Source organism: Sphingobium fontiphilum, assembly GCF_014196635.1.
Classification (GTDB): domain Bacteria; phylum Pseudomonadota; class Alphaproteobacteria; order Sphingomonadales; family Sphingomonadaceae; genus Sphingobium; species Sphingobium fontiphilum.
In genome coordinates this window covers 705,448-726,025 of the sequence record NZ_JACIEB010000001.1, presented here as the reverse complement: position 1 = coordinate 726,025, position 20,578 = coordinate 705,448, and the positions used below count along the sequence as shown (strand labels likewise).

Sequence of the window (20,578 nt, the reverse complement as noted above, 5' to 3'; positions counted from 1 at the left end):
CCTGCGTCCCGTCGCGACCGAAAAGCGCGCGCCCGGTGCGTAACCATGCTTGCGCCTTCGCGTTTGCGCCATTATGGCAGCGCGCTAAGGGGGCGGAAAATCAGCCCTGCAGAACAGAAATTTCAAGGGAAACCGTGCGAAATGGGCGATCGTTTCAATACCGTGGCCGGATGGGCGCTGTTCGGCGGCATCGTCGCATTGGGCGGCGCGATCGTCAGTTCCAAATATTTCCATTCCGAACGCCCTGAAGCCATGGGCTATGCCATTGAAGGCGTGGAAGCCGAGGGCGAGGGCGCCGCGAGCGGCCCCGGCCTCAACACCCTGCTGGCCAGCGCCGATGTTGCGGCGGGCGAAAAGGTTTTCGCCAAGTGCGCGGCGTGCCACACCATCAACCAGGGCGGCGCCAACGGCATTGGCCCCAATCTCTACGCCACGGTCGGCGAGGCTATCGCCCAGGGCAAGGCGGGCTTCGCCTTCTCCGACGCGCTCAAGAGCAAGGGCGGCGCGTGGACGTTCGACAATCTGGACCACTGGCTGAAGTCCCCGCGTGAATTCGCGCCCGGCACCAAGATGACCTTTGCGGGGCTTGGCAACCCGGTCGACCGCGCCAACCTGATCGCGTGGATGAACACCCAGGGTTCGAACCTGCCGCTGCCCGCGGCTGACGCCGCCCCTGCCGCCGAGGGTGGCGACAATGCCGCCGAAGCGGGCAATGCGGCCGAAGGCAATGCTGCGGTGCCGGCAGAAGGCGCCAACGCCGCCGAATGAGCCGCCTTTACCGGCGATGTTGCGAGTAAGCGATCCGACGGGCGCGGCACTGGATGCCGCGCCTGTTTCGCTTTGGGAGGCCTGCGCATCGCGGCGTAGCATTTTGCGGGCGTCGCTCGACGGCGGGCCTCTTCCCACCGCCGCGCAAAGTGGTTAGGTCCATGCGATGACAAGCCCCGCCGCGCCGCTTTCGCGCTCTCTCTTCGTCTTTTCGGTCCTTTATGGCGGCATGGTCTGCATTGCGGGCGTGCTGGGCGTGAAGCAGGTCGCGCTGGGGCCGCTGGCGGTGGAAGCGGGCATTTTCGCCTTCCTGCTGCTCGTCATCCTGTCGAGCGCCATTGCCGAGCTTCATGGGCAGAAGGTCGCCACCAGCCTGGTGCGGCTGGGCTTCGTGCCGCTGCTGGCGTCGGCGGGGTTGATCCATCTGGTCATCGCCCTGCCGCATGATCCGGGCATGTATCCGCCCGCCATCGACGCCTTTCCCATCGTCGTGGGGCAGGGCGCGCGGATGATGATGGCGGGGCTGATTTCCTATGGCGTGTCGCAGACGCTCAATGTGCTGATCTTCGCCAAATTGTCGCGGGGTGAAGGGAAGCTGGTTTGGCTGCGCGGCATGATCGCCAGCATCATATCGCAGATCGTCGACACGGTGCTGTTCATCACCATTTCCTTCTATGGCGAGCGGCCGATAATCGACCTGATGGCCGGGCAGATGGCGACGAAGGTCGTGCTGTCGATCCTGCTGGTGCCGCCGCTGATTTCGCTGGCGGTGGCGATCGGGCGGCGGCTGGACCGCTGATCTTGCGATAGCGGCCCTTTGGCCCTATGCGCGCGGCCATGAACAGCAAGCACGCCCCCGATCCCGCCCTGCTGGCGAAGGCCGAAACCCTTGTCGAGGCGCTGCCCTATATGCAGCGCTATGCGGGCAAGACCTTTGTCGTCAAATATGGCGGCCATGCGATGGGCGACCCCGAAGCGGCCCGCGATTTCGCCGAGGATGTCGTGCTGATGAAGGCGGTCGGCATCAAGGTGATCGTGGTGCATGGCGGCGGACCGCAGATCGGCGCGATGCTGAAGAAACTGGGCGTCGAATCGAAATTCGTCGGCGGGCTGCGCGTGACCGACGCGGAAACCGCGCAGATCGCCGAGATGGTGCTGGCAGGCTCCATCAACAAGGAAATTGTCGGCTGGATTTCCGGCGCGGGCGGCCGCGCGGTCGGCATTTCGGGCAAGGACGGCGGTCTTGTGCTGTGCGAGAAGGTTGCGGGCAAGCGCGAGGCCGACCCCAATTCGGGGATCGAGCGCAATGTCGACCTGGGCTTTGTCGGCGATCCGGTGAAGATCGATCGGCGCATATTGGACACGCTGTCGGAAGACGGGATCATCCCCGTGGTGGCCCCGGTCGGCATTGGCGCGGACGGCCACACCTATAATGTCAACGCCGATACGATGGCGGGCGCGATCGCGGCGGAACTCAACGCCTCGCGCTTTTTCCTGCTGACCGATGTTGCGGGCGTGCTGGACAAGCAGGGGCAGCTTCTGACCGACCTCGACCCCGCCGCCATCGCGGTCTTGCAGGGCGACGGCACGATCAGCGGCGGCATGATCCCCAAGCTCGAAACCTGCGTGAAGGCGGTCGAGGGCGGGGTCGACGCCGCCGTCATCCTGGACGGGCGGGTGCCGCATGCGATGCTGCTGGAAATTTTCACGCGGCAGGGCGCGGGCACGCTGGTCCACGCCTGACCGTCGCTGGTGGATTAAGCCGGGCGGCTCCCTTGTCCCCGGCGGGTGTGGGGGTTAGATAAGGCCCCTATTCGCGGCAGCGCAGCATGGAAGGCCGGTAGCTTGTTCGAATTTCTCAACGCCCTGAACGGCATCGTCTATATCGTCCTGGAAGCGGTGTGGTGGATCATCATCATCCAGGCCGTGCTGAGCTGGCTGATCGCGTTCAACATCATCAACATGTCGAACGACATGGTGCGCAACGGCTATTATGCGCTCGACCGGATGACGGAGCCGCTCTACCGGCCGATCCGGCGGATTTTGCCCGATCTGGGCGCGCTCGACCTGTCGCCGATGGTCGTGCTGCTGATCGTCATCATCCTGCAGGGGCCGGTGCGGGTGAACCTGTTCAGCGCATTGATGCGGCTGGCGGCCTGAGTAACCTCTGGCGCGTCGACGGGGCGGACCTGTTGCTGAGCGTCCGGTTGACGCCGGGTGCGGCGAAGGATGATGTCGGCGGGCGGTTCAGCGATGCGCGCGGCGACGTCTGGCTGTCGGCGCGGGTGCGGGCCGTGCCGGAAAAGGGGCGCGAAGTCATGGCGAAGAGGCTGGGCGTGGCCAAGGGTGCGATTTCGCTGGAGTCGGGCGACACCAACCGGCTAAAGCGGCTGCGCATAGCGGACGGCGGGCGCGAGCCGCTGAACGGGGCGATCATGGCCCGCATCAACGAGTGGACAAATTTGGCATGACCATCGGCAAGATCATCGACGGCAAGGGCTTTGCGGCCGGGCTGCGCGCGCGCGTGGGCGAAGGCGTCGCCGCCTTTGTCGAGGAGACGGGGCGCAAGCCGGGGCTGGCCGTGGTGCTGGTGGGCGAGGATCCGGCGAGCGCCGTCTATGTCCGGTCGAAGGGCAAGATGACCGTCGAGGTCGGCATGGAAAGCATGGAGTTCCGTCGCCCGGCCGGGATCTCCGCCGAAGAGCTGCTGGAGCTGATTGACGAACTCAACCATGACGAGCGGGTCGACGGCATTTTGGTGCAGTTGCCGCTGCCCGCCCATATTGACGAGCGCGCGGTGATCGCGGCGATTGATCCGGCCAAGGATGTCGACGGATTCCATGTGACCAATGCCGGGCTGCTGGCGACCGGGCAGGAGGCGCTGGTGCCGTGCACGCCGCTCGGTTGCCTGATGCTGCTCAAGGACGAGCTGGGCGACCTTTCGGGCATGGAGGCGGTGGTGATCGGCCGGTCGAACATCGTCGGCAAGCCGATGGCGCAATTGCTGCTGGCCGAAAACTGCACCGTCACCATCGCCCACAGCCGCACGCGCGACATCGCCAGCGTCGTCCACCGCGCCGACATTGTGGTGGCCGCCGTGGGGCGCGCGGAAATGGTTAAGGGCGACTGGATCAGGCCGGGGGCGACGGTGATCGACGTCGGCATCAACCGGCTGGCCGATACCGAGGACGGCAAGGGCCGGCTGGTGGGCGATGTCGCCACGGCCGAAGCGCTGCCCCATGTCCGCGCCATCACCCCGGTGCCCGGCGGGGTCGGGCCGATGACCATCGCCGTGCTGCTGCGCAACACGCTGGTCGCCGCCCATGCCCGCGCCGGGCTGGTCGCGCCAGCAGACCTGTGACGCGCCGCGCCATCCTCATTGCGCTGGGCGCGACGGCGCTGATCGCCGCGCGGCCGCCGATGCGGGTGCAGCCCAACCCGAGCGCGGTGATCGCCGCCGAATTCGCCTTCAACCGGCTGGCGCGGGAAAAGGGGCAATGGACCGCCTTTCGCGAGACGGCGGCGAAGGATGCGGTGATGTTCGTGCCCGAACGGGTGATGGCGCGGGACTGGCTGAAAGGGCGGGCCGATCCGCCGCGCAGCGTCGAGTGGACGCCGCACCGCGTCTATGTGTCGTGCGACGGGCGGCTGGCGGCGAGCACCGGCGGATGGACCCGGCCCGACGGCTCGGTCGGTTATTTCACCACCATCTGGCGGCTCGACAAGAAGGGGCGCTGGGAATGGATCATGGACCATGGCGATGCGCTGAGCACCGCAAGGGAAGCGCCGGAATTTCTGGTGGGCAAGGTTGCGACCTGTTGCCGGGGCGGCGGGCCCGGCGCGGCGGAGCGGGCCGGGGACGACAAGGCCGCGCCGCCGCCCGACGACAGCCTGGTCTGGACCGTGCAGGTCGCGCCCGACAAGGGGCGGCATATTGTCGTGCGGATGTGGACCGGGCAGGATTATGAAAATGTGATCGACGACCGGGTGGCCGCGCCATGATCGAACTGTTCCTTTCCGCCTTCGTCACCCTGTTCGTGGTGATCGATCCGCCCGGCTGCGCGCCCATCTACGCCAGCCTGACCAGCGGGGCGACGCCCGGCCATCGCCGCGCCATGGCGATCCGCGCGGTCGGCATTGCCGCCGCGATCCTGCTGGTCTTTGCGCTATGGGGCAAGCAGTTGCTGGGCGTGCTGGGCATTCAGCTCGACAGTTTCCGCATTGCTGGCGGCATCATGCTGTTCATCATCGCCATGGACATGGTGTTCGAAAAACGCACGCAGCGGCGCGAGGACCGGGCGCAGAAGATCAGCAGCGAAGAACCGCATGTCGAAGATGTGTCGGTTTTCCCCATGGCGATGCCGATGATCGCCGGGCCTGGCTCGATCGCGACGGTGATGCTGCTGATGGCGCGGGCCGAGGGGCTGAGCGAGCGCATGGTGGTGCTGGCGGCGGTGGCGGTGACGTTGGTGCTGATGCTGGCGTCGCTGCTGGCGGCGGGGCCGTTGATGGCGATGCTGGGCAAGAAGATCGAGGCGGTGATTACCCGCCTGCTGGGCGTGTTGCTGGCGGCGCTGGCGGCGCAGTTCGTGATCGACGGGTTGAAGGCGAGTTTTGCGGTGCTGCGTAATGGCGGCCTGACGCCCTGATCTGAAAAAAAGCCACGGAAAAAGCCGCCCGGACGAAAACCCGTCCGGGCGGTGAAGTGGGTCCGGTCGGCCCGCCCCGCGGCGCCGGGTCCGGGTGATGTTATCGTCCGACGGAGCCGGGCGAAATCGCTGCGACGGGCGGGAAAACTCCCGATGCGGCGATTTGAAGGTATATAAACAATGACTTACGAACCGGCCCTGCCATGAAATGGCAGTATGGGTTCGCGCCCGGTGGTCCGTGGCACTTTTGTTGTTCCTGCGTCCACGCCCCCGGCGCCGAACGCTCCATTTTATCGGGGTGATGGACTCCCCGTCCCTTGCAAGGCGTCCAACACCGCGCGCAACCCTGACGCTGTATGCGGATCGGACGGGGAAGGGCGTAACAGAGGGGCGGGGCTGTAGGACAGGGAATTTTTGGCGTGGGGTTTGTGGCGCCGGGTGGCGAAGCTGCTGCAATGGGCGGTGCAGGAGGCGTCGAATTGTGCATATGCGGATGGGATAGTGGTCGGATGACATGGGGATTGATTGCGGCGGCTGGCAATTTGGGGCGGGCGTGTTCAAGGTTCAGGGTTAAGTAAACTGGCGCCGCAATTCCAGCCGCCGCTTTTCGGCACCGGCTTGCCGTCTACCACGTCGCGCGGCGCCAGCGGGCGCTTATCCGGTGGATTGCATGGCAACACCGGCCACCCGCTCGCAGCTTATGCCAAGGCTGCATCCCGCAATGCCCCCCGTGCTAGGCTGGTCTCAGCTATGGTGACCAGCCAAGTTAGAGAGGCAATTTACACATGACTTGCACAGCGCCAGAAACCATGCAGGGCGCTATGCTCAAAAATGGCGGAAAAAATGGCGCACCCAAGAGGATTCGAACCTCTGGCCTCTGCCTTCGGAGGGCAGCGCTCTATCCAGCTGAGCTATGGGTGCGTTCCGACGGGTCGGAGGTCGCCGCTTAGCAAAGGGGGGCGCGGCGCGCCAGCACCAAATTGAAGATGCTGGCGCTCAACGGTTCGAAATTTTCAGAGCCCCTATTTCGCCGCCTTGATCATGGGCTGAAATTTGCCCAGGCCACAGCTTGGGCCCCGCTGCAGGCCCGGCCCGGCGCTGTACAACACGGTGATGATGTCGACCGAGCATAGTTGCGACAGGCTGGTGCGGTAGGAAAATCGCCTTTCAAAGCCCAGGCTGGGGCATTTGTTGGGCAGCGTGTTGCGATAGACCTTGTTGCCGTTGAGGATGAAGTCAATCGTCTGGTCGTCCCGCACATTGGTTGAGCGGATGGAAGGCAACGAGATGCAGTCCACGGGCTTGCCCGTCGCGACCAGGCCGTCGGGCTTCTTGTCTTTCGCGATGGCCGGAGCGCTGGGCAGCGCGATAAAGGCAGCGGCCATCAATGGGAGGGCGGAACGTGAGAGGGGCATGGGAACTCTCCATCAAATTGTTTTGACAAGAGACGGCGCCAATACAGCAAATCCGTAAACCGGCGCATAGCAAAGCGATGCTGAACGGCGCGATAACGGGTCGGAAAGGATCAACCCTTTGTCGGCTCCGGCGTCTTGGCCCTGAACCGGCACAGATCGGCGACGATGCAGCGCCAGCATTCGGGCTTTCGCGCCTTGCAGACATAGCGGCCGTGCAGGATCAGCCAGTGATGGGCGTCGCGGCGAAAGGGTTGGGGCACGCGCTTGTCGAGTTTCAATTCGACCGCCAGCGGCGTTTTGCCGGGGGCAAGGCCAGTGCGGTTGCCGACGCGGAAGATATGGGTGTCGACCGCGAATGTTTCCTGCCCGAAGGCGGTGTTGACGACGACGTTGGCGGTCTTGCGCCCGACGCCGGGCAGCGTGGTCAGCACATCGCGATCCTGCGGCACCTGCCCACCGAAATCGCGGACCAGTATGTCCGACAGGGCGATGACGTTCTTTGCCTTGGCGTTGAACAGGCCGATGGTCTTGATATGCTCTTTGAGGCCCTCTTCGCCCAATGCGACCATTTGCGCCGGCGTCGTGACGTCGCGGAAGAGCGCACGGGTCGCCTTGTTGACGCCGACATCGGTCGACTGGGCGGACAGGACGACCGCGACCAGCAACTGATAATCGTTGCCATATTCCAGTTCCGTCCGGGGGGCTGGATCATGATCCGCCAGGCGGCTGAAAAAGTCGAATATCTGCGCCTTGTTCATCGACGATCAGAGCCCCAGCACGCCTTTCATGTCGTATCGTCCGGCCGGTTGCGTCATCAGCCAAAGCGCCGCGCGAATGGCACCGCGCGCGAAAATGCCGCGGTTTTCCGCGCGATGCGACAGGGCGATGCTTTCGCCCTCGGTCGCCAATATCACGCTGTGGTCGCCCGCCACCGATCCGCCGCGCAGCGCCGCAAACCCGATGGCGCCGCGCGCCCGCGCGCCGGTGATGCCGTCGCGGCCGCTTTCCTTGTGATCGGCGAGCGTAATGCCGCGCCCGCGCGCCGCCGCTTCGCCCAGCAGCAGCGCGGTGCCCGAAGGCGCGTCGACCTTGTGCCGGTGGTGCATTTCGACGATTTCAATGTCCCAATCGTCGGCCAGGCTGGCGGCGGCCTGTTCCACCAGCGCGGCGAGCAGGTTGACGCCGAGCGACGTGTTGCCGGTCTGAAGGACGGGAATGAGCGTTGCCGCCTCGTCGATCAGGGCGTGATGGACATGCTCAAGGCCCGTGGTGCCGATGACGATGGGCTTTTTGGCGGCGATGCAGGCTTCGAGATGGGCCCCCAGTGCGCCGGGCACGGAAAAGTCGATCAGCACGCCTGCGCTCTCCGCCAGCGCCAGCGGGTCGGTGCCGATGGCCATGTCGCCAAGGAGCGGCGCACCATCGCCCGCCCGGTCGACGCCGCCCGCAATGGCGACGCCCTGTTCCCCCGCCGCCTGCGCGATGGCGCGGCCCATGCGCCCGGCCGCGCCGAAAATGCCGATGCCCGTCATAATCTTTCTGTCCCTTGAAGCTTCAATCGCCCATGGCGCTGGTGTCGATATCGCGCAAGCCCACGCCCAGGCTGGCGCGCGGCGTTTCGATTTCCGCCGAAACCACCGGATAGGCGCAATAATCGGCCGCATAATAGGCGCTGGGCCGGTGATTGCCCGAAATGCCGACGCCGCCAAAGGGGGCGGAGGAGGATGCGCCGTTGGTCGGCCGGTTCCAGTTGACGATCCCGGCGCGGATGTTGGACCAGAACTGGTTATATTGTTCCGGCGAGCCGCCGATCAGCGCGGCGGACAGACCGTATCGGGTATTGTTCGCTTCCGCGATGGCGGCGGCGAAATCGGGCACGCGTATCACCTGAAGCAGCGGGCCGAACAATTCGATGTCCGGCTTTTCCTTCATCGCCGTCACGTCGATGATGGCGGGCGTGACGAAGGGCAGGTCTGCATGGGGGCGGGCCATATGCTTGATCGGGCGGCCGCCATTGCTCATCAGGAACAGGAAACTTTCGGTCAGGCCATCGGCGGCCTGATTGTCGATCACCGGACCCATATAGGGCGCGGGATCGGCGTGCGGATGGTCGATAATGAGGCGGTCGGCCATTTTCTTGACCTCTGCGATCAGCGCGTCTGCCAGGCTGTCGCGCACGATCAGGCGGCTGGCGGCGGTGCAGCGCTGTCCCGAGGAGAGAAAGGCCGACTGGATGACGAGCGCGGCGGCGCTGGCGATTTCGGGCGTGTCCCATACGATCAGCGGATTGTTGCCGCCCATTTCGAGCGCCAGTATCTTTTCGGGCTGGGCCGCGAACTGGCGGTTGATGGCGATGCCGGTCTGGGCCGATCCGGTGAACAATATGCCGTTGACGTCGGGGTGGGCGGCCAGCGCCTTGCCCTCCGCCGGGCCGCCGATGATGAGGCGGACGAGATCGACCGGAACGCCCGCTTCATGGTAGAGCGACACCAGCATTTCGGCGACCGCCGGGGTTTTTTCCGACGGCTTGAACAGCACGGCGTTGCCCGCCAGCAGCGCGGGCACGATATGGCCGTTGGGCAGATGGGCGGGGAAATTATAGGGGCCGAGCACCGCCATCACGCCATGGGGCTTGTGCCGCACCGCCTGTCGCGCGCCCATGGCCGCCTCCAGCCGCTTTTGCCCGGTGCGTTCGGAATAGGCGGCGATGGAAATGTCGACCTTGTTGATGACGGCGGCGACTTCCGTTCGCGCGTCCCACAGCGGCTTGCCGGTTTCGCGGGCGATCAGGTCGGCGAGGGCGTCTTCCTTCGTCCGAACGGCATTGGCGAACCGGCGCATGGTTTCGATGCGGACGGCGATGGGTTGCGACGCCCAGCGGGGCCAGGCGGCGCGGGCGCGCGCAATCTCCACCGCCACGTCGCTGACGGCGCCTTCCCACAAATGCTTGCCGGTGGCGGGTTCGATGGAAATCAGCGTCGCGGACATGGGCTTGCTATGGCCGAAAAAATGCGGGTTTGAAAGGGGTTCAGGGAATGGCGGGCGCTGGCCCGTGAGCGGCGCCCATGCGGCGAATGGCGGCGACCTTGGCGTCAAGCGGCGCCCAATCGTCGCGCTCGTCGATCGCGGCCCAGATCGCTTCGACCTCCTCTATATGCATGGAACAGGGGGCGGGGTCGCCCCAATAGGGATGCGCGCCGTCGTCAACCGGCTGCGCCTTGGCCAAAATGTCGCGCAGGGGCGACCAGTTGTCGTCGGCATAGGCGGCGGGATCGCGCGCCGCGCCGCCGCGCCAGTCCATGAAGAAACGGTCGATCGGCGTGGCTGTCGCCGCCATGGCGATGACGGCGGCCTCGACCAGCGCCGCGCCATCGTCGGCCGCCACAATGCCCAGTCGCCAGGCAAAGCGCCGCGTCAGGGCATCGGCGTAAAGGGCTGGGAAGCGTTCCAGCTCAGCGATCAGCGGCGGGGCCTCCACCAGCGGGCGCAGCGACACCGCCAGTTGCGCGACGTCCCAATGAATGGCTTCGGCCTGGCGCCCGAAGGCGTAAAGCCCCTGATGATCGAAATAGGCGGCGGTGAAGCCATTGTCCCAGCGCGGGGTGAAGCGCCACGGGCCATAATCGAAGCTTTCGCCGGTGACGTTGATATTGTCGCTGTTGAGCACGCCATGAACGAAGCCGGCGACCATATAGCTGGCGGCAAGGTCGGCCGTGCGTTCGACCACCCGGCCCAGCAGTTGCGCGGGCGGATTGTCGCCGGGCGTTTCGCCGTAGAGGCGGGTGAGGGCATAATCGACCAGCCGTTCCAGCAAGGGGACATCGCCCAGATAGGCGGCGCGCTGGAAGGTGCCGATGCGCATGTGCGAGTGGCTGAGCCGCACCAGCACCGCCGAACGGGTGGGTGACGGCTCGTCATGCCGCTCCAGCGCCTCGCCGGTTTCGATGACCGAAAAAGTCCGGGAGGTGTTGACGCCCAGCGCCTCCAGCATTTCGGTCGCCAATATTTCCCGCACCGCGCCCTTCAGCGTCAGGCGGCCGTCGCCAGAGCGGCTATGGGGCGTCTGGCCGGACCCTTTGGTGCCCAGATCCATCAGCCGCCCGCCGCCGTCGCGCAACTGGGCGAACAGAAACCCCCGGCCATCGCCAATGTCGGGATTATAGTGACGGAACTGGTGACCATGGTAACGCAGGGCCAGGGGGTGCGGCAGATTGTCCGGCAGGGGCGCGAAACGGCCGAAATGTTCGATCCACCGGCCATCGTCCAGATGGGCCAGCCCCACCGTCGACGCCGCCCGATCATTACGGAATCGCAATATATGTTGGGGAAAGGGCTGAGGCGACACCGCATCGGCGACGTCCTGTTCAAGGGCGAGGATGTCCCGAGCCGGGATATATTTGGCAGCTTGCGGGGAATTGTGCATGGCGCGATATGGGGGTGTCAGGCAGGAAGGATCAAGGTTGAGTCTGTTCAAAGACGGATATTGGTGGTCGCCCGATGGCCTTCGCCTGCATTACCGCGATTATGCGGGTGGGGAAGACGGTCGACCGCCCATTTTGTGCCTGCCCGGCCTGACCCGCAATGCGCGCGATTTCGAAATGCTGGCCGGTCGACTGGCCGGGGAATGGCGGCTGATCTGCCCCGATTTGCGGGGGCGCGCGGAAAGCGCCTATGCCAAGGATCCGATGACCTATGTGCCGCTGACCTATCTTCAGGATGTCAGCCGCCTGCTGGCCGATCTCGCCATATCGCGCTTCGTGCTGGTCGGCACGTCGCTGGGCGGCGTCATCGGCATGTTGATCGCCGCGACCCATCCGGAATGGCTGGCGGGCACGGTGCTGAACGATGTCGGTCCGGTGATTGAGGAAAAGGGGCTTGATCGCATCCGCAGCTATGTCGGCGTCGGGAGCACGCACCCCAGTTGGGTTCATGCCGCTCGTGCGCTGGAGGAAGCAAATCGCGACGCGTTTCCGCGCTATGGCCTCGACCAATGGCTGGCGATGGCCAAGCGGCTTTATCGGCTGAACAATGCCGGGCGCATCGTGCTCGATTATGACATGCGGATAGCCGATCCGCTCCGCGCCGCCGGCAATGATGCGGTGGTCGACATGTGGCCGGTTATGCCTGCTTTCGGCCGTGCGCCGACGCTGGTGCTGCGCGGCGCCCTGTCCGACCTGCTGAGCGCCGAGACGGCCGAGAGAATGGGGCGCGAAATCGGCCCGAATGCGGAAATCGCGACCGTGCCCGATGTGGGGCACGCCCCGGCGCTGGACGAACCCGAGGCGATTGCCGCGATCGACCGTCTGCTGGAACGTGTGCGCGCCAATGGCTGATGCGGCCGTGCGGCCCGCGCGGCTGCTCCATCTGCACAGCAGTTTTTCGCTGGGCGGCAAGGAGGCCCGCGCCATCCGCCTGATGAATGTGTGGGGCGACCGGGCCCGGCACAGCATAGTGAGCGGCGTGCCAGGCGATATGGGCGCGCGGGCCGCCATCGATGCGGCCGTGGCGGTGGACTATCCTGCCGATGTGCCGCTGATCGGGCCAATGCGGCTGTCGCGTCTGCGCGCCATCGCGACATTCATGGCGGAATATGACCTGATCCTCAGTTATAACTGGGGCGCCATGGATGGGGTGGTGGCCCACCGCCTGTTCAAGCGGTCCCTGAATTTGCCGCCGCTCATCCACCATGAGGACGGTTTCAACATCGACGAGGTGGACCGGCTGAAGACCCGGCGAAACCTGTATCGCCGGTTCGGGCTGGCGCGGGTCCATGCGCTGGTCGTGCCGTCTGTCGTGCTGGAGGGGATCGCGCTGCGCGCCTGGCGTCAGCCGACTTCGCGCCTGCGCCTGATCCGCAACGGCATCGACGTCGACCATTATGCCATGCAGCCCGCGCCGGATGCCATTCCGGGGCTTGTCCGGTCGCGGGGCAAGCTGATCGTCGGCACATTGGCGGGACTGCGCCCGGTCAAGAATATCCGGCGGCTGGTGCGCGCCGTCGCGCAGCACAAGCACCGCCTGCAACTCGTTGTCGTAGGGGAGGGCGAGGAACGCGACTCGATCATGCGCGAGGCGCGGGCTTTGGGCCTGGATGACCTTCATATGGCTGGTTTCATGGCCGATCCCTGGAGGTTCGTCGGCGTGTTCGACATATTCGCGCTGTCGTCGGACAGCGAACAATTTCCCATCTCGCTGGTGGAGGCCATGGCGGCGGGCCTGCCGGTGGCGTCGACCGATGTCGGCGACGTCGCCAATATGGTGGCGACGGAAAACCGGCCGTTTATCGTGTCGGGAGCCGATGGCCTTGCCGATGCGCTGGGGAGGCTGGCGGCGGATGAGGGGCTGCGTCGTCATTTGGGCGCCGCCAACCGGGCGCGGGCGGAGCGGGACTTTACCGAGCGCGCAATGGTCGACGCCTATGCCCGTCTTTATGGCGAAGCACTGGCCAGACCCGATATTTTCCGCTAACGCGCGCCCCCAAGCGTTCGTAACGGCGGCGGAAAGCTGCTAGGAATGGTTTTTGGCCACATGGGTGGCGTCGGGTCATGCTTGGGAGAAGTCGTTGTTCAAGGGGTTGAAGCCCATCGTCTATGGTGGCCGCGAAGTGTGGCCGCTGGTCGAAGGGGGCAAGGGCGTCGCGGTATCGAACCATGCCAGTTCGGGGGCATGGGCGGCGGCGGGCGGCATCGGCACGGTCTCAGCCGTCAACGCCGACAGTTACGACTCGATGGGCAACATCATCCCGCAAATCTACCATGGCCGCACCCGCCGCGACCGGCATGAAGAACTGATCGCCTACGCCATTGACGGCGCCGTCGAACAGGTGAAGCGCGCGTTCGAGATCGCGGGCGGCAAGGGCGCGATCAACATCAACGTGCTGTGGGAAATGGGCGGCGCCCAGCGGGTGCTGCACGGCGTTCTGGAAAAGACGCGCGGCATGGTGGCGGGCGTCACCTGCGGCGCGGGCATGCCCTACAAACTGTCCGAAATCGCCGCTTCCTATGGCGTCAGCTATCTGCCGATCGTCTCGTCTGGCCGCGCGTTCCGCGCGCTGTGGAAGCGCGCCTATTCCAAGGCGTCCGAATGGCTGGCGGCGGTGGTCTATGAAGATCCCTGGCTGGCGGGCGGTCATAATGGCCTGTCCAATGCGGAAGATCCGCGTGCGCCGCAAGACCCCTATCCCCGCGTCCGCGACCTGCGCGCCACCATGCGCGAGGGCGGCATTGCCGATGATGTCCCGATCGTCATGGCGGGCGGCGTCTGGGCGCTGAAGGACTGGAACGACTGGATCGACAATCCCGAACTCGGATCGATCATGTTCCAGTTTGGCACCCGCCCGCTGCTGACGCAGGAAAGCCCGATCCCGCAGGCTTGGAAAGACCGGCTGATGCAACTGGAGCCGGGCGACGTGCTGCTGCACAAATTCTCGCCCACCGGCTTTTACAGCTCGGCCATCCGCAATCCCTTCCTGCGCAGCCTGGAGGCGCGTTCGGAACGCCAGATTCCCTTCAGCACCGAACAGGCGGGCGACCATACGCACCAACTGGACGCGGGCGTGAAAGGCAAGAATTTCTGGGTGACGCGCGGCGACCTGATGCGCGCCCGCGAATGGGTGGGTCAGGGCTTTGTTTCCGCCCTCAAGACGCCCGACAATACGCTGGTGTTCGTGGGCATCGAGGAGCGCGACGAAATCCGCAAGGATCAGACGGATTGCATGGGCTGCCTGTCGCAATGCGCCTTTTCGAGCTGGATGGACAGCGAGACCAACTCGACCGGTCGTCTGGCCGATCCGCGCAGCTTCTGCATCCAGAAATCGTTGCAGAATTCGGTCCATGGCGGCGATCTGGACGAAAATCTGCTCTTCGCGGGCCATGCCGCCTACAAGTTCAAGCAGGATCCTTTCTATTCCAACGGCTTTGTTCCCACGGTCAAGCAACTGGTCGATCGCATCCTGACGGGGGACTGAATGGCGGCGGATATTCCGGGGCTGGCCAAAATCCGTTATGGCACGCCCCATTTCGAAGTCATCAAGCCCGGCCAGTTCGTGCTGTGCGCCGTGTCGGGCGAGCGGATCGACCTCGATATATTGACCTATTGGAGCGAGGCGCTGCAGGAGGCCTATCGCGGCGCGCCGGAAGCGACGCAGGCCATGCTGCGCCATCGGGACGCTGACGAAGCCTGACGCCGCTGGCTTGGCCGCGCATAGTTTTTCTGCGGCCCGGCCAAGCATCGCTGGCTTCCAATAATCAACCCAATGAATAGATATATCCGTGAGCGTTTCGCTCCGCGGCTTTTGAAGGATGTCAGCTTGCTCCGCGTCACCAACGGCTAAAGCGCACGGGCCCGACGCGTCAACGCATGGTTTCGTGTTCCCCATGGACATGAAAGGATGTTGATGATGACCAGAGCTGCTCCCCTTATTCGTCGTCGCCGCCAGCCGAAACCGCGGCGCGACCATGTTCCGCATTCATCCTGGACATATGGCAATCGTCCGGCGGCCCCTGCTGTCGCCATGGCGCCGGACGAATTCTGGAACCGTCTGGGTCTTTGACGAAGGGGCGGGCCTCGCGCGCTTTGGTCGCAAGGTCCGCCCATCATCCTATCGTCCGCGCCAGCGCGCCGGCATGGTTGCGTCCGTGAGCACCGCGCGCGCCGCATTATGCCCCGGCGCGCCGGTTACGCCGCCGCCCGGATGCGTGCCCGCCCCGCACATATAGAGGCCCTTTACCGGCCCGCGATAGGCGCCATGGCCCAGCAGCGGCCGCGCCGCCCACATCTGGTTCAGCGTCATGTGGCCATGCATGATGTCGCCGCCGATCAGGCCGAAGCTGCGCTCCAGATCGAGCGGCGACAAAATCTGCCGCCCGACGACCGACCGTGCAAAGCCCGGCGCATGGGCGTCGACCGTGGCGATGACATGGTCGGCCGCCGCTTCCCGTTCATCGTCCCAATCGCGGCCGTCGGGCAATTGCGGCGCGAATTGCTGGCAGAACAGGCTGGCGACATGGCATCCGGGCGGGGCGAGGCTGTCGTCCACGGTCGAGGGGATCAGCATTTCGACAATCGGTTCGCGCGACCACCCCTCGCGCTTCGCATCGGTGAAGGCGCGGTCCATATAGGACAGGCTGGGCGCGATGATGACGCCGGAGCGATGATGGTCGCCAGCGCCGGGCAGGCAGGCGAAATCGGGCAGGGCGTCGAGCGCCACATTCATGCGGAATGTGCCGGACCCGGCGGTGAAAGCGCGGATGCGGGACAGGAAATCGCCGGGCAGATCGGCAGGGTTCATCAGCCGCTGATAGAGCAGTTTTGGCCCGACATTGGCGATGACTCGTCGGGCGAAGACTTCCCCGCCCCCCTCCAGCCGCACGCCGACCGCCCGGCCGCCGTCGACCAGCACCTGTTCGACGGGCGATTCCAGCCGGATGGAAACGCCCATGGCGCGCACCACATCGGCCATGATCCGGGTGATCGACCCCATGCCGCCGACGACATGGCCCCATGCGCCCCTGTTCCCGTTCACCTCGCCAAAGACATGGTGGAGCAGGACATAGGCGCTGCCCGGCGTTTCGGGGGAGGCATAGTTGCCGACGACGGAGTCGAAACCGAAAGCGGCCTTGACCGGATCGCTTTCAAACCAGCGCGACAGGAAGGCGCTCGCCGATCCCGCGAACAGGTCGATGAGGTCGGCCTGCCCCTCAGGCGGCAATCGCCGGGCGAGACGGCTCTGGCGCGCGAAGTCGAGCAGCGAGGCGAGGCCGCCGTTCAAGGACGGCGGGGCGCGCAGGATGAGGTCGCGCAGGACATTCGCCACCCGTTCCAACGCGGCATGATAAGCGGGAAGCGCAGCGGCGTCCCGCGCGCTGAACCGAGCGAATTCGGCCTGGGTGCGGGCAAGACCGCCGCCCAGCATCAGATGATCGCCGCCGGGCAGGGGCAGGAAATTGCTGACCGGCCGTTCAATCACGCGATAGCCATGATCGGCGAGGCGCATGTCGCGGATCACCTTGGGCTGAAGCAGGCTGACGGTGTAGCTGGCGACCGAATTGCGGAAACCGGGCGCGAATTCCTCCGTCACCGCCGCGCCCCCGACCACGGCCCGCCGTTCGAGGATGCAGACGCGATAGCCCGCCCGCGCGAGGTAGAAGGCGCAGACCAGCCCGTTATGCCCGCCGCCGATGATGACGGCATCCCATGTCTCTTCCATGGCGGACAGGGTAGGACCGGGGCCGTGCGGATGACAAGGACTGGTTTATCCAGAAACCTTGGCCAGCCCCTTCGACAATTGCAGCGCGCCGTTCAGCCGCGCGGCCGGGTCGGGCCAGTTGCGGTTGACGACCAGCTTGTTGTCCGGGCGCAGCCGCGCGGTGCCGTCCAGCCTTTGCAGCCAGGCGATGAGGCCAGGCGGATTGGGGAAGCGATCCTCGAAGAAGCTGACCAGCGCGCCCTTGGCCCCTGCGTCAACCTTGGCGATATTGGCCTTCACGCAGTTCTGCTTGATTTCGATGATTTTCAGCAGGTTCTGCGTGGGCGGGGGCAGGGGGCCGAAACGGTCGATCAGTTCGGCGGCGAACGCCTCCAGCCCCTGCCTGTCCTCCAGTTCGTTGATGCGGCGATAAAGCCCCATGCGCAGGTCAAGGTCGGGCACATAATCGTCGGGGATCAGGATGGGCGCGTCAACGCCGATCTGGGGCGAGAAATCCTCGCGGCTGGTTTCGGCGCGGATTCCTCCGGCCTTGGCCTCCATGATCGCATCCTCCAGCATCGACTGGTAGAGTTCGAAGCCGACTTCCTTGATATGCCCAGATTGTTCGTCGCCCACGAGGTTGCCCGCGCCGCGAATGTCGAGATCGTGGCTGGCAAGCTGGAAGCCCGCGCCCAGCGTATCGAGGTCGGACAGCACCTTCAGCCGCTTTTCGGCGGTTTCGGTGATGACCCGGTTGGGTGAGGTGGTGAAATAGGCATAGGCGCGGGTTTTTGATCGGCCGACGCGCCCGCGAAGCTGGTAAAGCTGGGCGAGGCCGAAACGGTCGGCGCGGTGGATGATGAGCGTGTTGGCGCTGGGTATGTCGAGGCCGGATTCCACGATCGTGGTGGACAGCAGCACATCGTAACGCTTGTCGTAGAAGGCGGACATGCGTTCCTCCACCTCCGTCGCGGACATCTGGCCATGGGCGACCACCGGGCGCACTTCGGGCACTTCGGTGCGCAGATACTCCTCGATCTCCGTCAGGTCCGAAATGCGCGGCACGACGAAGAAGCTCTGCCCGCCGCGATAATGTTCGCGCAGCAACGCCTCGCGGATCACCACACCGTCCCAGGGCATGATATAGGTCCGCACAGCGAGGCGGTCGACCGGGGGCGTCTGGATAACCGACAATTCGCGCAGGCCCGACATCGCCATTTGCAGCGTGCGGGGTATGGGCGTGGCGGTCAGCGTCAGCACATGGACGTCGGTCTTGAGGCCCTTCAACCGTTCCTTGTGGGTGACGCCGAAACGCTGTTCTTCATCAACGATCACCAGGCCGAGGCGCTTGAAACCGATCCCCTTGGTCAACAGCGCATGGGTGCCAACGACAATGTCGATGGTCCCGTCGGCCAGACCCGCCTTCACCGCCTTCGCCTCCTTGTCGGGGACAAGGCGGGACAGGCGGCCGATATTGATGGGGAAGCCCCGGAACCGCTCGACGAAATTCATATGATGCTGGCGCGCGAGCAGCGTTGTGGGGCAGATGACCACTACCTGCATCCCCGCCATCGCCGCGACGAAGGCGGCGCGCAGGGCAACCTCCGTCTTGCCGAAGCCGACATCGCCGCAGACCAGGCGATCCATCGGCTTGCCCGCGCCCAGATCGTCGATCACGTCGCCAATGGCGCGGTCCTGATCCTCTGTTTCCTGATAGGGGAAACGGTCCACGAAGGCGGGATAGCCCGCCGCGTCCGGTTCGGCCACGCTGGCGGCGCGCAGGGCGCGCTGCGCGGCGGTTTTCAGCAGTTCGCCCGCGATTTCGCGGATGCGCTCCTTCATCCGCGCCTTGCGCCGCTGCCATGCTTCGCCGCCCAGCCTGTCCAGCGCCACGCCGTCGCTGTCGGAGCCGTAGCGGGAGAGAACCTCCAGATTTTCGACCGGGACGTAGAGTTTGTCGCCGCCCGCATATTCGAGGGCCACACAATCATGCGCGGCCTTCGCCACGGGAATCTGCGTCAGCCCCTCATAGCGGCCGATGCCATGGTCGCGGTGCACGACCAGATCGCCGGGGGTGAGGGTGGCGAGTTCCTGAAGGAAGGCGTCGGCGCTTTTCTTGCGCCGGGCGCGGCGGACCAGCCGGTCGCCGAGCATGTCCTGTTCGGTCAGCACCGCGACATCGGGCGCGGTGAACCCATGGTCGAGGGGCAGGACGATCAACGTCACGCTGCCCCCCGCCGCGATGCCCAGCGCCTCTTGCCAATCGTCCGCCGCCGCAAGCCGTTTCACGCCATGGTCGAGCAGCAGTCCGGACAGCCGTTCGCGCGCGCCCGCGGAATAGCTGGCGATCACCACGCGCTTTTTCTGCCGTTGCAGCGCGCCGACATGCTTGCCGACCGCTTCATAGACATTGGCGTTCTGCGCCCGTTCCGGCGCGAAATCGCGGGGGCCATCGACGCCGAAGTCGATCACGGCGGCGCTTTCGGGCTCATGGAAGGGCGTTGTCGCGTGGATCGGCCAGTCGGTCGTCAGCGTCCGCCAGTCCTCCATCCCCAGATAGAGGGCGGAGGGCTCGAGCGGGCGATAGGCGCCCGGATCGCCGGACTTCGCCTGAACGCGATTGGCGTGATAATCGGTGATCGCGTCGAAACGTGCTTCCGCCGCGCCCGCGACGCCATGGTCGCAGACGATGACCGTGCCCGCGTCCAGATGATCGGTCAGCGGCGCCAGCCGCTCCTCGAACAGCGGCAGCCAATGTTCCATGCCCGCCAGCCGCCGCCCTTCGCTCACCGCCTGATAAAGCGGGTCGCCGGTCGCGGTGGCGCCGAAAATCTCCCGATAGCGGCCCCGGAAACGCTTGATCGTGTCCTCGTCCAGCAGGGCTTCGGACGCGGGCAGCAGGGTGAAGCCATCGACGCTGCCGGTGGTGCGCTGATCGGCCGGGTCGAAACTGCGCACCGTCTCGATCTCGTCGCCGAAAAAGTCGAGGCGCAGCGGTTGCTCCTCGCCGCCGGGGAACAGGTCGACAATGCCGCCGCGAATGGCGAATTCGCCGCGATCATGCACCGTATCGGTGCGGACATAGCCATTGGCCTGGAGCATCTCGGCCAGCCGCGAAATGGCGATCCGCTCCTTGGGCGCCAGCTTCGCCACCAGTTGCCGCACGCGAAAGGGCGTCAGCGTCCGCTGGCTGAGCGCGTTGATCGTGGTGACGACCAGTTGCGGCCCCGATGGCGCGGCTTGCAGCGCGTGCAGCCCGGCAAGGCGCGCCGATGCGGCATTGAGCGACGGACTGGCCCGATCATAGGGCAGGCAGTCCCATGCCGGGATTTCGATCATGGCGATTTCCGGCGCGAAATAATGGGCGGTGTCGGCCACCGCGCGCATCAGCGCATCGTCGGGGGCGACGAACAGCACCCGACGCTTGCCCGAACCAAAAGCGGCGCGGGCGATGTCGGCCAGCAGCCATGGCTGGAACCCGGCGGGCACGCCCGACAGGGTGAGCGGCGCATCGGCGCGCTGGATCTTCTGAAAATCGGTCATGTCTTGTCGCTCGTCAG

General features: G+C 65.5%; 19 protein-coding genes and 1 tRNA gene. 12 read left to right on the top strand and 8 right to left on the bottom strand.

Going from position 1 to position 20,578, the window contains the following annotated elements:
• The first annotated feature begins 141 nt into the window (after positions 1-141).
• The 8 genes from GGR44_RS03325 to GGR44_RS03290 all read left to right on the top strand — a co-directional run bounded on the left by GGR44_RS03325 (position 142) and on the right by GGR44_RS03290 (position 5,417).
• On the top strand, positions 142-768 hold the full coding sequence (locus GGR44_RS03325) for a c-type cytochrome (protein WP_183953990.1): 627 nt from the start codon (positions 142-144) through the stop codon (positions 766-768).
• 166 nt (positions 769-934) lie between these two features.
• Complete coding sequence (locus GGR44_RS03320) at positions 935-1,567, top strand: queuosine precursor transporter (protein WP_183953989.1); 633 nt, start codon at positions 935-937, stop codon at positions 1,565-1,567.
• Positions 1,568-1,593: 26 nt separating this feature from the next.
• Positions 1,594-2,511: an acetylglutamate kinase gene (gene argB / locus GGR44_RS03315; RefSeq protein WP_183953988.1), complete on the top strand. Its 918-nt coding sequence runs from the start codon at positions 1,594-1,596 to the stop codon at positions 2,509-2,511.
• A gap of 102 nt (positions 2,512-2,613) precedes the next feature.
• A complete protein-coding gene (locus GGR44_RS03310) occupies positions 2,614-2,928 on the top strand; it encodes a YggT family protein (RefSeq protein ID WP_183953987.1) in 315 nt (104 codons plus the stop codon).
• Between the two features lie 32 nt (positions 2,929-2,960).
• Positions 2,961-3,239, top strand: a complete 279-nt coding sequence (locus GGR44_RS03305) for a DUF167 family protein (RefSeq protein WP_246344281.1) — start codon at positions 2,961-2,963, stop codon at positions 3,237-3,239.
• Positions 3,236-4,129 (top strand): bifunctional methylenetetrahydrofolate dehydrogenase/methenyltetrahydrofolate cyclohydrolase FolD, encoded by an 894-nt coding sequence (folD, locus tag GGR44_RS03300; protein WP_183953986.1) that lies wholly within the window; start codon positions 3,236-3,238, stop codon positions 4,127-4,129. The genes GGR44_RS03305 and folD overlap by 4 nt, the downstream gene beginning before the upstream one ends.
• The gene (locus tag GGR44_RS03295) at positions 4,126-4,770 is read left to right on the top strand and encodes a hypothetical protein (RefSeq protein WP_183953985.1); all 645 of its coding nucleotides are present in this window, start codon (positions 4,126-4,128) and stop codon (positions 4,768-4,770) included. The genes folD and GGR44_RS03295 overlap by 4 nt, the downstream gene beginning before the upstream one ends.
• The gene (locus GGR44_RS03290; protein WP_183953984.1) at positions 4,767-5,417 is read left to right on the top strand and encodes a MarC family protein; all 651 of its coding nucleotides are present in this window, start codon (positions 4,767-4,769) and stop codon (positions 5,415-5,417) included. The genes GGR44_RS03295 and GGR44_RS03290 overlap by 4 nt, the downstream gene beginning before the upstream one ends.
• A gap of 844 nt (positions 5,418-6,261) precedes the next feature.
• Here GGR44_RS03290 and GGR44_RS03285 read toward each other — a convergent pair.
• From GGR44_RS03285 to GGR44_RS03260, 6 genes are all read right to left on the bottom strand, one after another.
• A tRNA-Arg gene (locus GGR44_RS03285) sits at positions 6,262-6,338 on the bottom strand.
• Positions 6,339-6,439: 101 nt separating this feature from the next.
• Positions 6,440-6,802 carry a hypothetical protein gene (locus tag GGR44_RS03280; RefSeq protein WP_183953983.1) on the bottom strand — a complete coding sequence of 121 codons (363 nt, stop codon included), beginning with the start codon at positions 6,800-6,802 and terminating at the stop codon, positions 6,440-6,442.
• 140 nt (positions 6,803-6,942) lie between these two features.
• Positions 6,943-7,590, bottom strand: coding sequence for an endonuclease III (nth, locus tag GGR44_RS03275; protein WP_183953982.1), 648 nt, complete (start codon positions 7,588-7,590; stop codon positions 6,943-6,945).
• A 6-nt stretch (positions 7,591-7,596) separates the two neighbouring features.
• A complete protein-coding gene (gene dapB, locus GGR44_RS03270) occupies positions 7,597-8,364 on the bottom strand; it encodes a 4-hydroxy-tetrahydrodipicolinate reductase (RefSeq protein WP_183953981.1) in 768 nt (255 codons plus the stop codon).
• Between the two features lie 22 nt (positions 8,365-8,386).
• A complete protein-coding gene (astD, locus tag GGR44_RS03265) occupies positions 8,387-9,820 on the bottom strand; it encodes a succinylglutamate-semialdehyde dehydrogenase (RefSeq protein ID WP_183953980.1) in 1,434 nt (477 codons plus the stop codon).
• 40 nt (positions 9,821-9,860) lie between these two features.
• A complete protein-coding gene (locus tag GGR44_RS03260) occupies positions 9,861-11,255 on the bottom strand; it encodes a protein adenylyltransferase SelO family protein (protein WP_183953979.1) in 1,395 nt (464 codons plus the stop codon).
• 37 nt (positions 11,256-11,292) lie between these two features.
• On the opposite strand from GGR44_RS03260, the gene GGR44_RS03255 reads away from it, so the two are divergent.
• The 4 genes from GGR44_RS03255 to GGR44_RS03240 all read left to right on the top strand — a co-directional run bounded on the left by GGR44_RS03255 (position 11,293) and on the right by GGR44_RS03240 (position 15,014).
• On the top strand, positions 11,293-12,165 hold the full coding sequence (locus GGR44_RS03255) for an alpha/beta fold hydrolase (protein WP_183953978.1): 873 nt from the start codon (positions 11,293-11,295) through the stop codon (positions 12,163-12,165).
• Positions 12,158-13,300 (top strand): glycosyltransferase, encoded by a 1,143-nt coding sequence (locus GGR44_RS03250; protein ID WP_183953977.1) that lies wholly within the window; start codon positions 12,158-12,160, stop codon positions 13,298-13,300. Before GGR44_RS03255 ends, GGR44_RS03250 begins: the two co-directional genes overlap by 8 nt.
• A gap of 94 nt (positions 13,301-13,394) precedes the next feature.
• Complete coding sequence (locus GGR44_RS03245) at positions 13,395-14,798, top strand: NAD(P)H-dependent flavin oxidoreductase (RefSeq protein WP_183953976.1); 1,404 nt, start codon at positions 13,395-13,397, stop codon at positions 14,796-14,798.
• The gene (locus GGR44_RS03240) at positions 14,799-15,014 is read left to right on the top strand and encodes a DUF2093 domain-containing protein (protein WP_183953975.1); all 216 of its coding nucleotides are present in this window, start codon (positions 14,799-14,801) and stop codon (positions 15,012-15,014) included.
• A 417-nt stretch (positions 15,015-15,431) separates the two neighbouring features.
• Here the strand turns inward: GGR44_RS03240 and GGR44_RS03235 are convergent, their stop codons facing one another.
• Both GGR44_RS03235 and mfd read right to left on the bottom strand, forming a co-directional pair.
• Positions 15,432-17,039, bottom strand: coding sequence for a phytoene desaturase family protein (locus GGR44_RS03235; protein ID WP_183953974.1), 1,608 nt, complete (start codon positions 17,037-17,039; stop codon positions 15,432-15,434).
• A 45-nt stretch (positions 17,040-17,084) separates the two neighbouring features.
• The gene (gene mfd, locus GGR44_RS03230) at positions 17,085-20,561 is read right to left on the bottom strand and encodes a transcription-repair coupling factor (RefSeq protein ID WP_183953973.1); all 3,477 of its coding nucleotides are present in this window, start codon (positions 20,559-20,561) and stop codon (positions 17,085-17,087) included.
• Positions 20,562-20,578: the final 17 nt, after the last annotated feature.

What these genes read in the sequence shown, in the direction of transcription:
- GGR44_RS03325 (WP_183953990.1), top strand. Translation starts at nt 142, where the DNA reads ATGGGCGATCGTTTCAATACCGTGGCCGGATGGGCGCTGTTCGGCGGC.
- GGR44_RS03320 (WP_183953989.1), top strand. Translation starts at nt 935, where the DNA reads ATGACAAGCCCCGCCGCGCCGCTTTCGCGCTCTCTCTTCGTCTTTTCG.
- argB (WP_183953988.1), top strand. Translation starts at nt 1,594, where the DNA reads ATGCGCGCGGCCATGAACAGCAAGCACGCCCCCGATCCCGCCCTGCTG.
- folD (WP_183953986.1), top strand. Translation starts at nt 3,236, where the DNA reads ATGACCATCGGCAAGATCATCGACGGCAAGGGCTTTGCGGCCGGGCTG.
- GGR44_RS03290 (WP_183953984.1), top strand. Translation starts at nt 4,767, where the DNA reads ATGATCGAACTGTTCCTTTCCGCCTTCGTCACCCTGTTCGTGGTGATC.
- GGR44_RS03280 (WP_183953983.1), bottom strand. Translation starts at nt 6,802, where the DNA reads ATGGCCGCTGCCTTTATCGCGCTGCCCAGCGCTCCGGCCATCGCGAAA.
- nth (WP_183953982.1), bottom strand. Translation starts at nt 7,590, where the DNA reads ATGAACAAGGCGCAGATATTCGACTTTTTCAGCCGCCTGGCGGATCAT.
- dapB (WP_183953981.1), bottom strand. Translation starts at nt 8,364, where the DNA reads ATGACGGGCATCGGCATTTTCGGCGCGGCCGGGCGCATGGGCCGCGCC.
- astD (WP_183953980.1), bottom strand. Translation starts at nt 9,820, where the DNA reads ATGTCCGCGACGCTGATTTCCATCGAACCCGCCACCGGCAAGCATTTG.
- GGR44_RS03260 (WP_183953979.1), bottom strand. Translation starts at nt 11,255, where the DNA reads ATGCACAATTCCCCGCAAGCTGCCAAATATATCCCGGCTCGGGACATC.
- GGR44_RS03250 (WP_183953977.1), top strand. Translation starts at nt 12,158, where the DNA reads ATGGCTGATGCGGCCGTGCGGCCCGCGCGGCTGCTCCATCTGCACAGC.
- GGR44_RS03240 (WP_183953975.1), top strand. Translation starts at nt 14,799, where the DNA reads ATGGCGGCGGATATTCCGGGGCTGGCCAAAATCCGTTATGGCACGCCC.
- GGR44_RS03235 (WP_183953974.1), bottom strand. Translation starts at nt 17,039, where the DNA reads ATGGAAGAGACATGGGATGCCGTCATCATCGGCGGCGGGCATAACGGG.
- mfd (WP_183953973.1), bottom strand. Translation starts at nt 20,561, where the DNA reads ATGACCGATTTTCAGAAGATCCAGCGCGCCGATGCGCCGCTCACCCTG.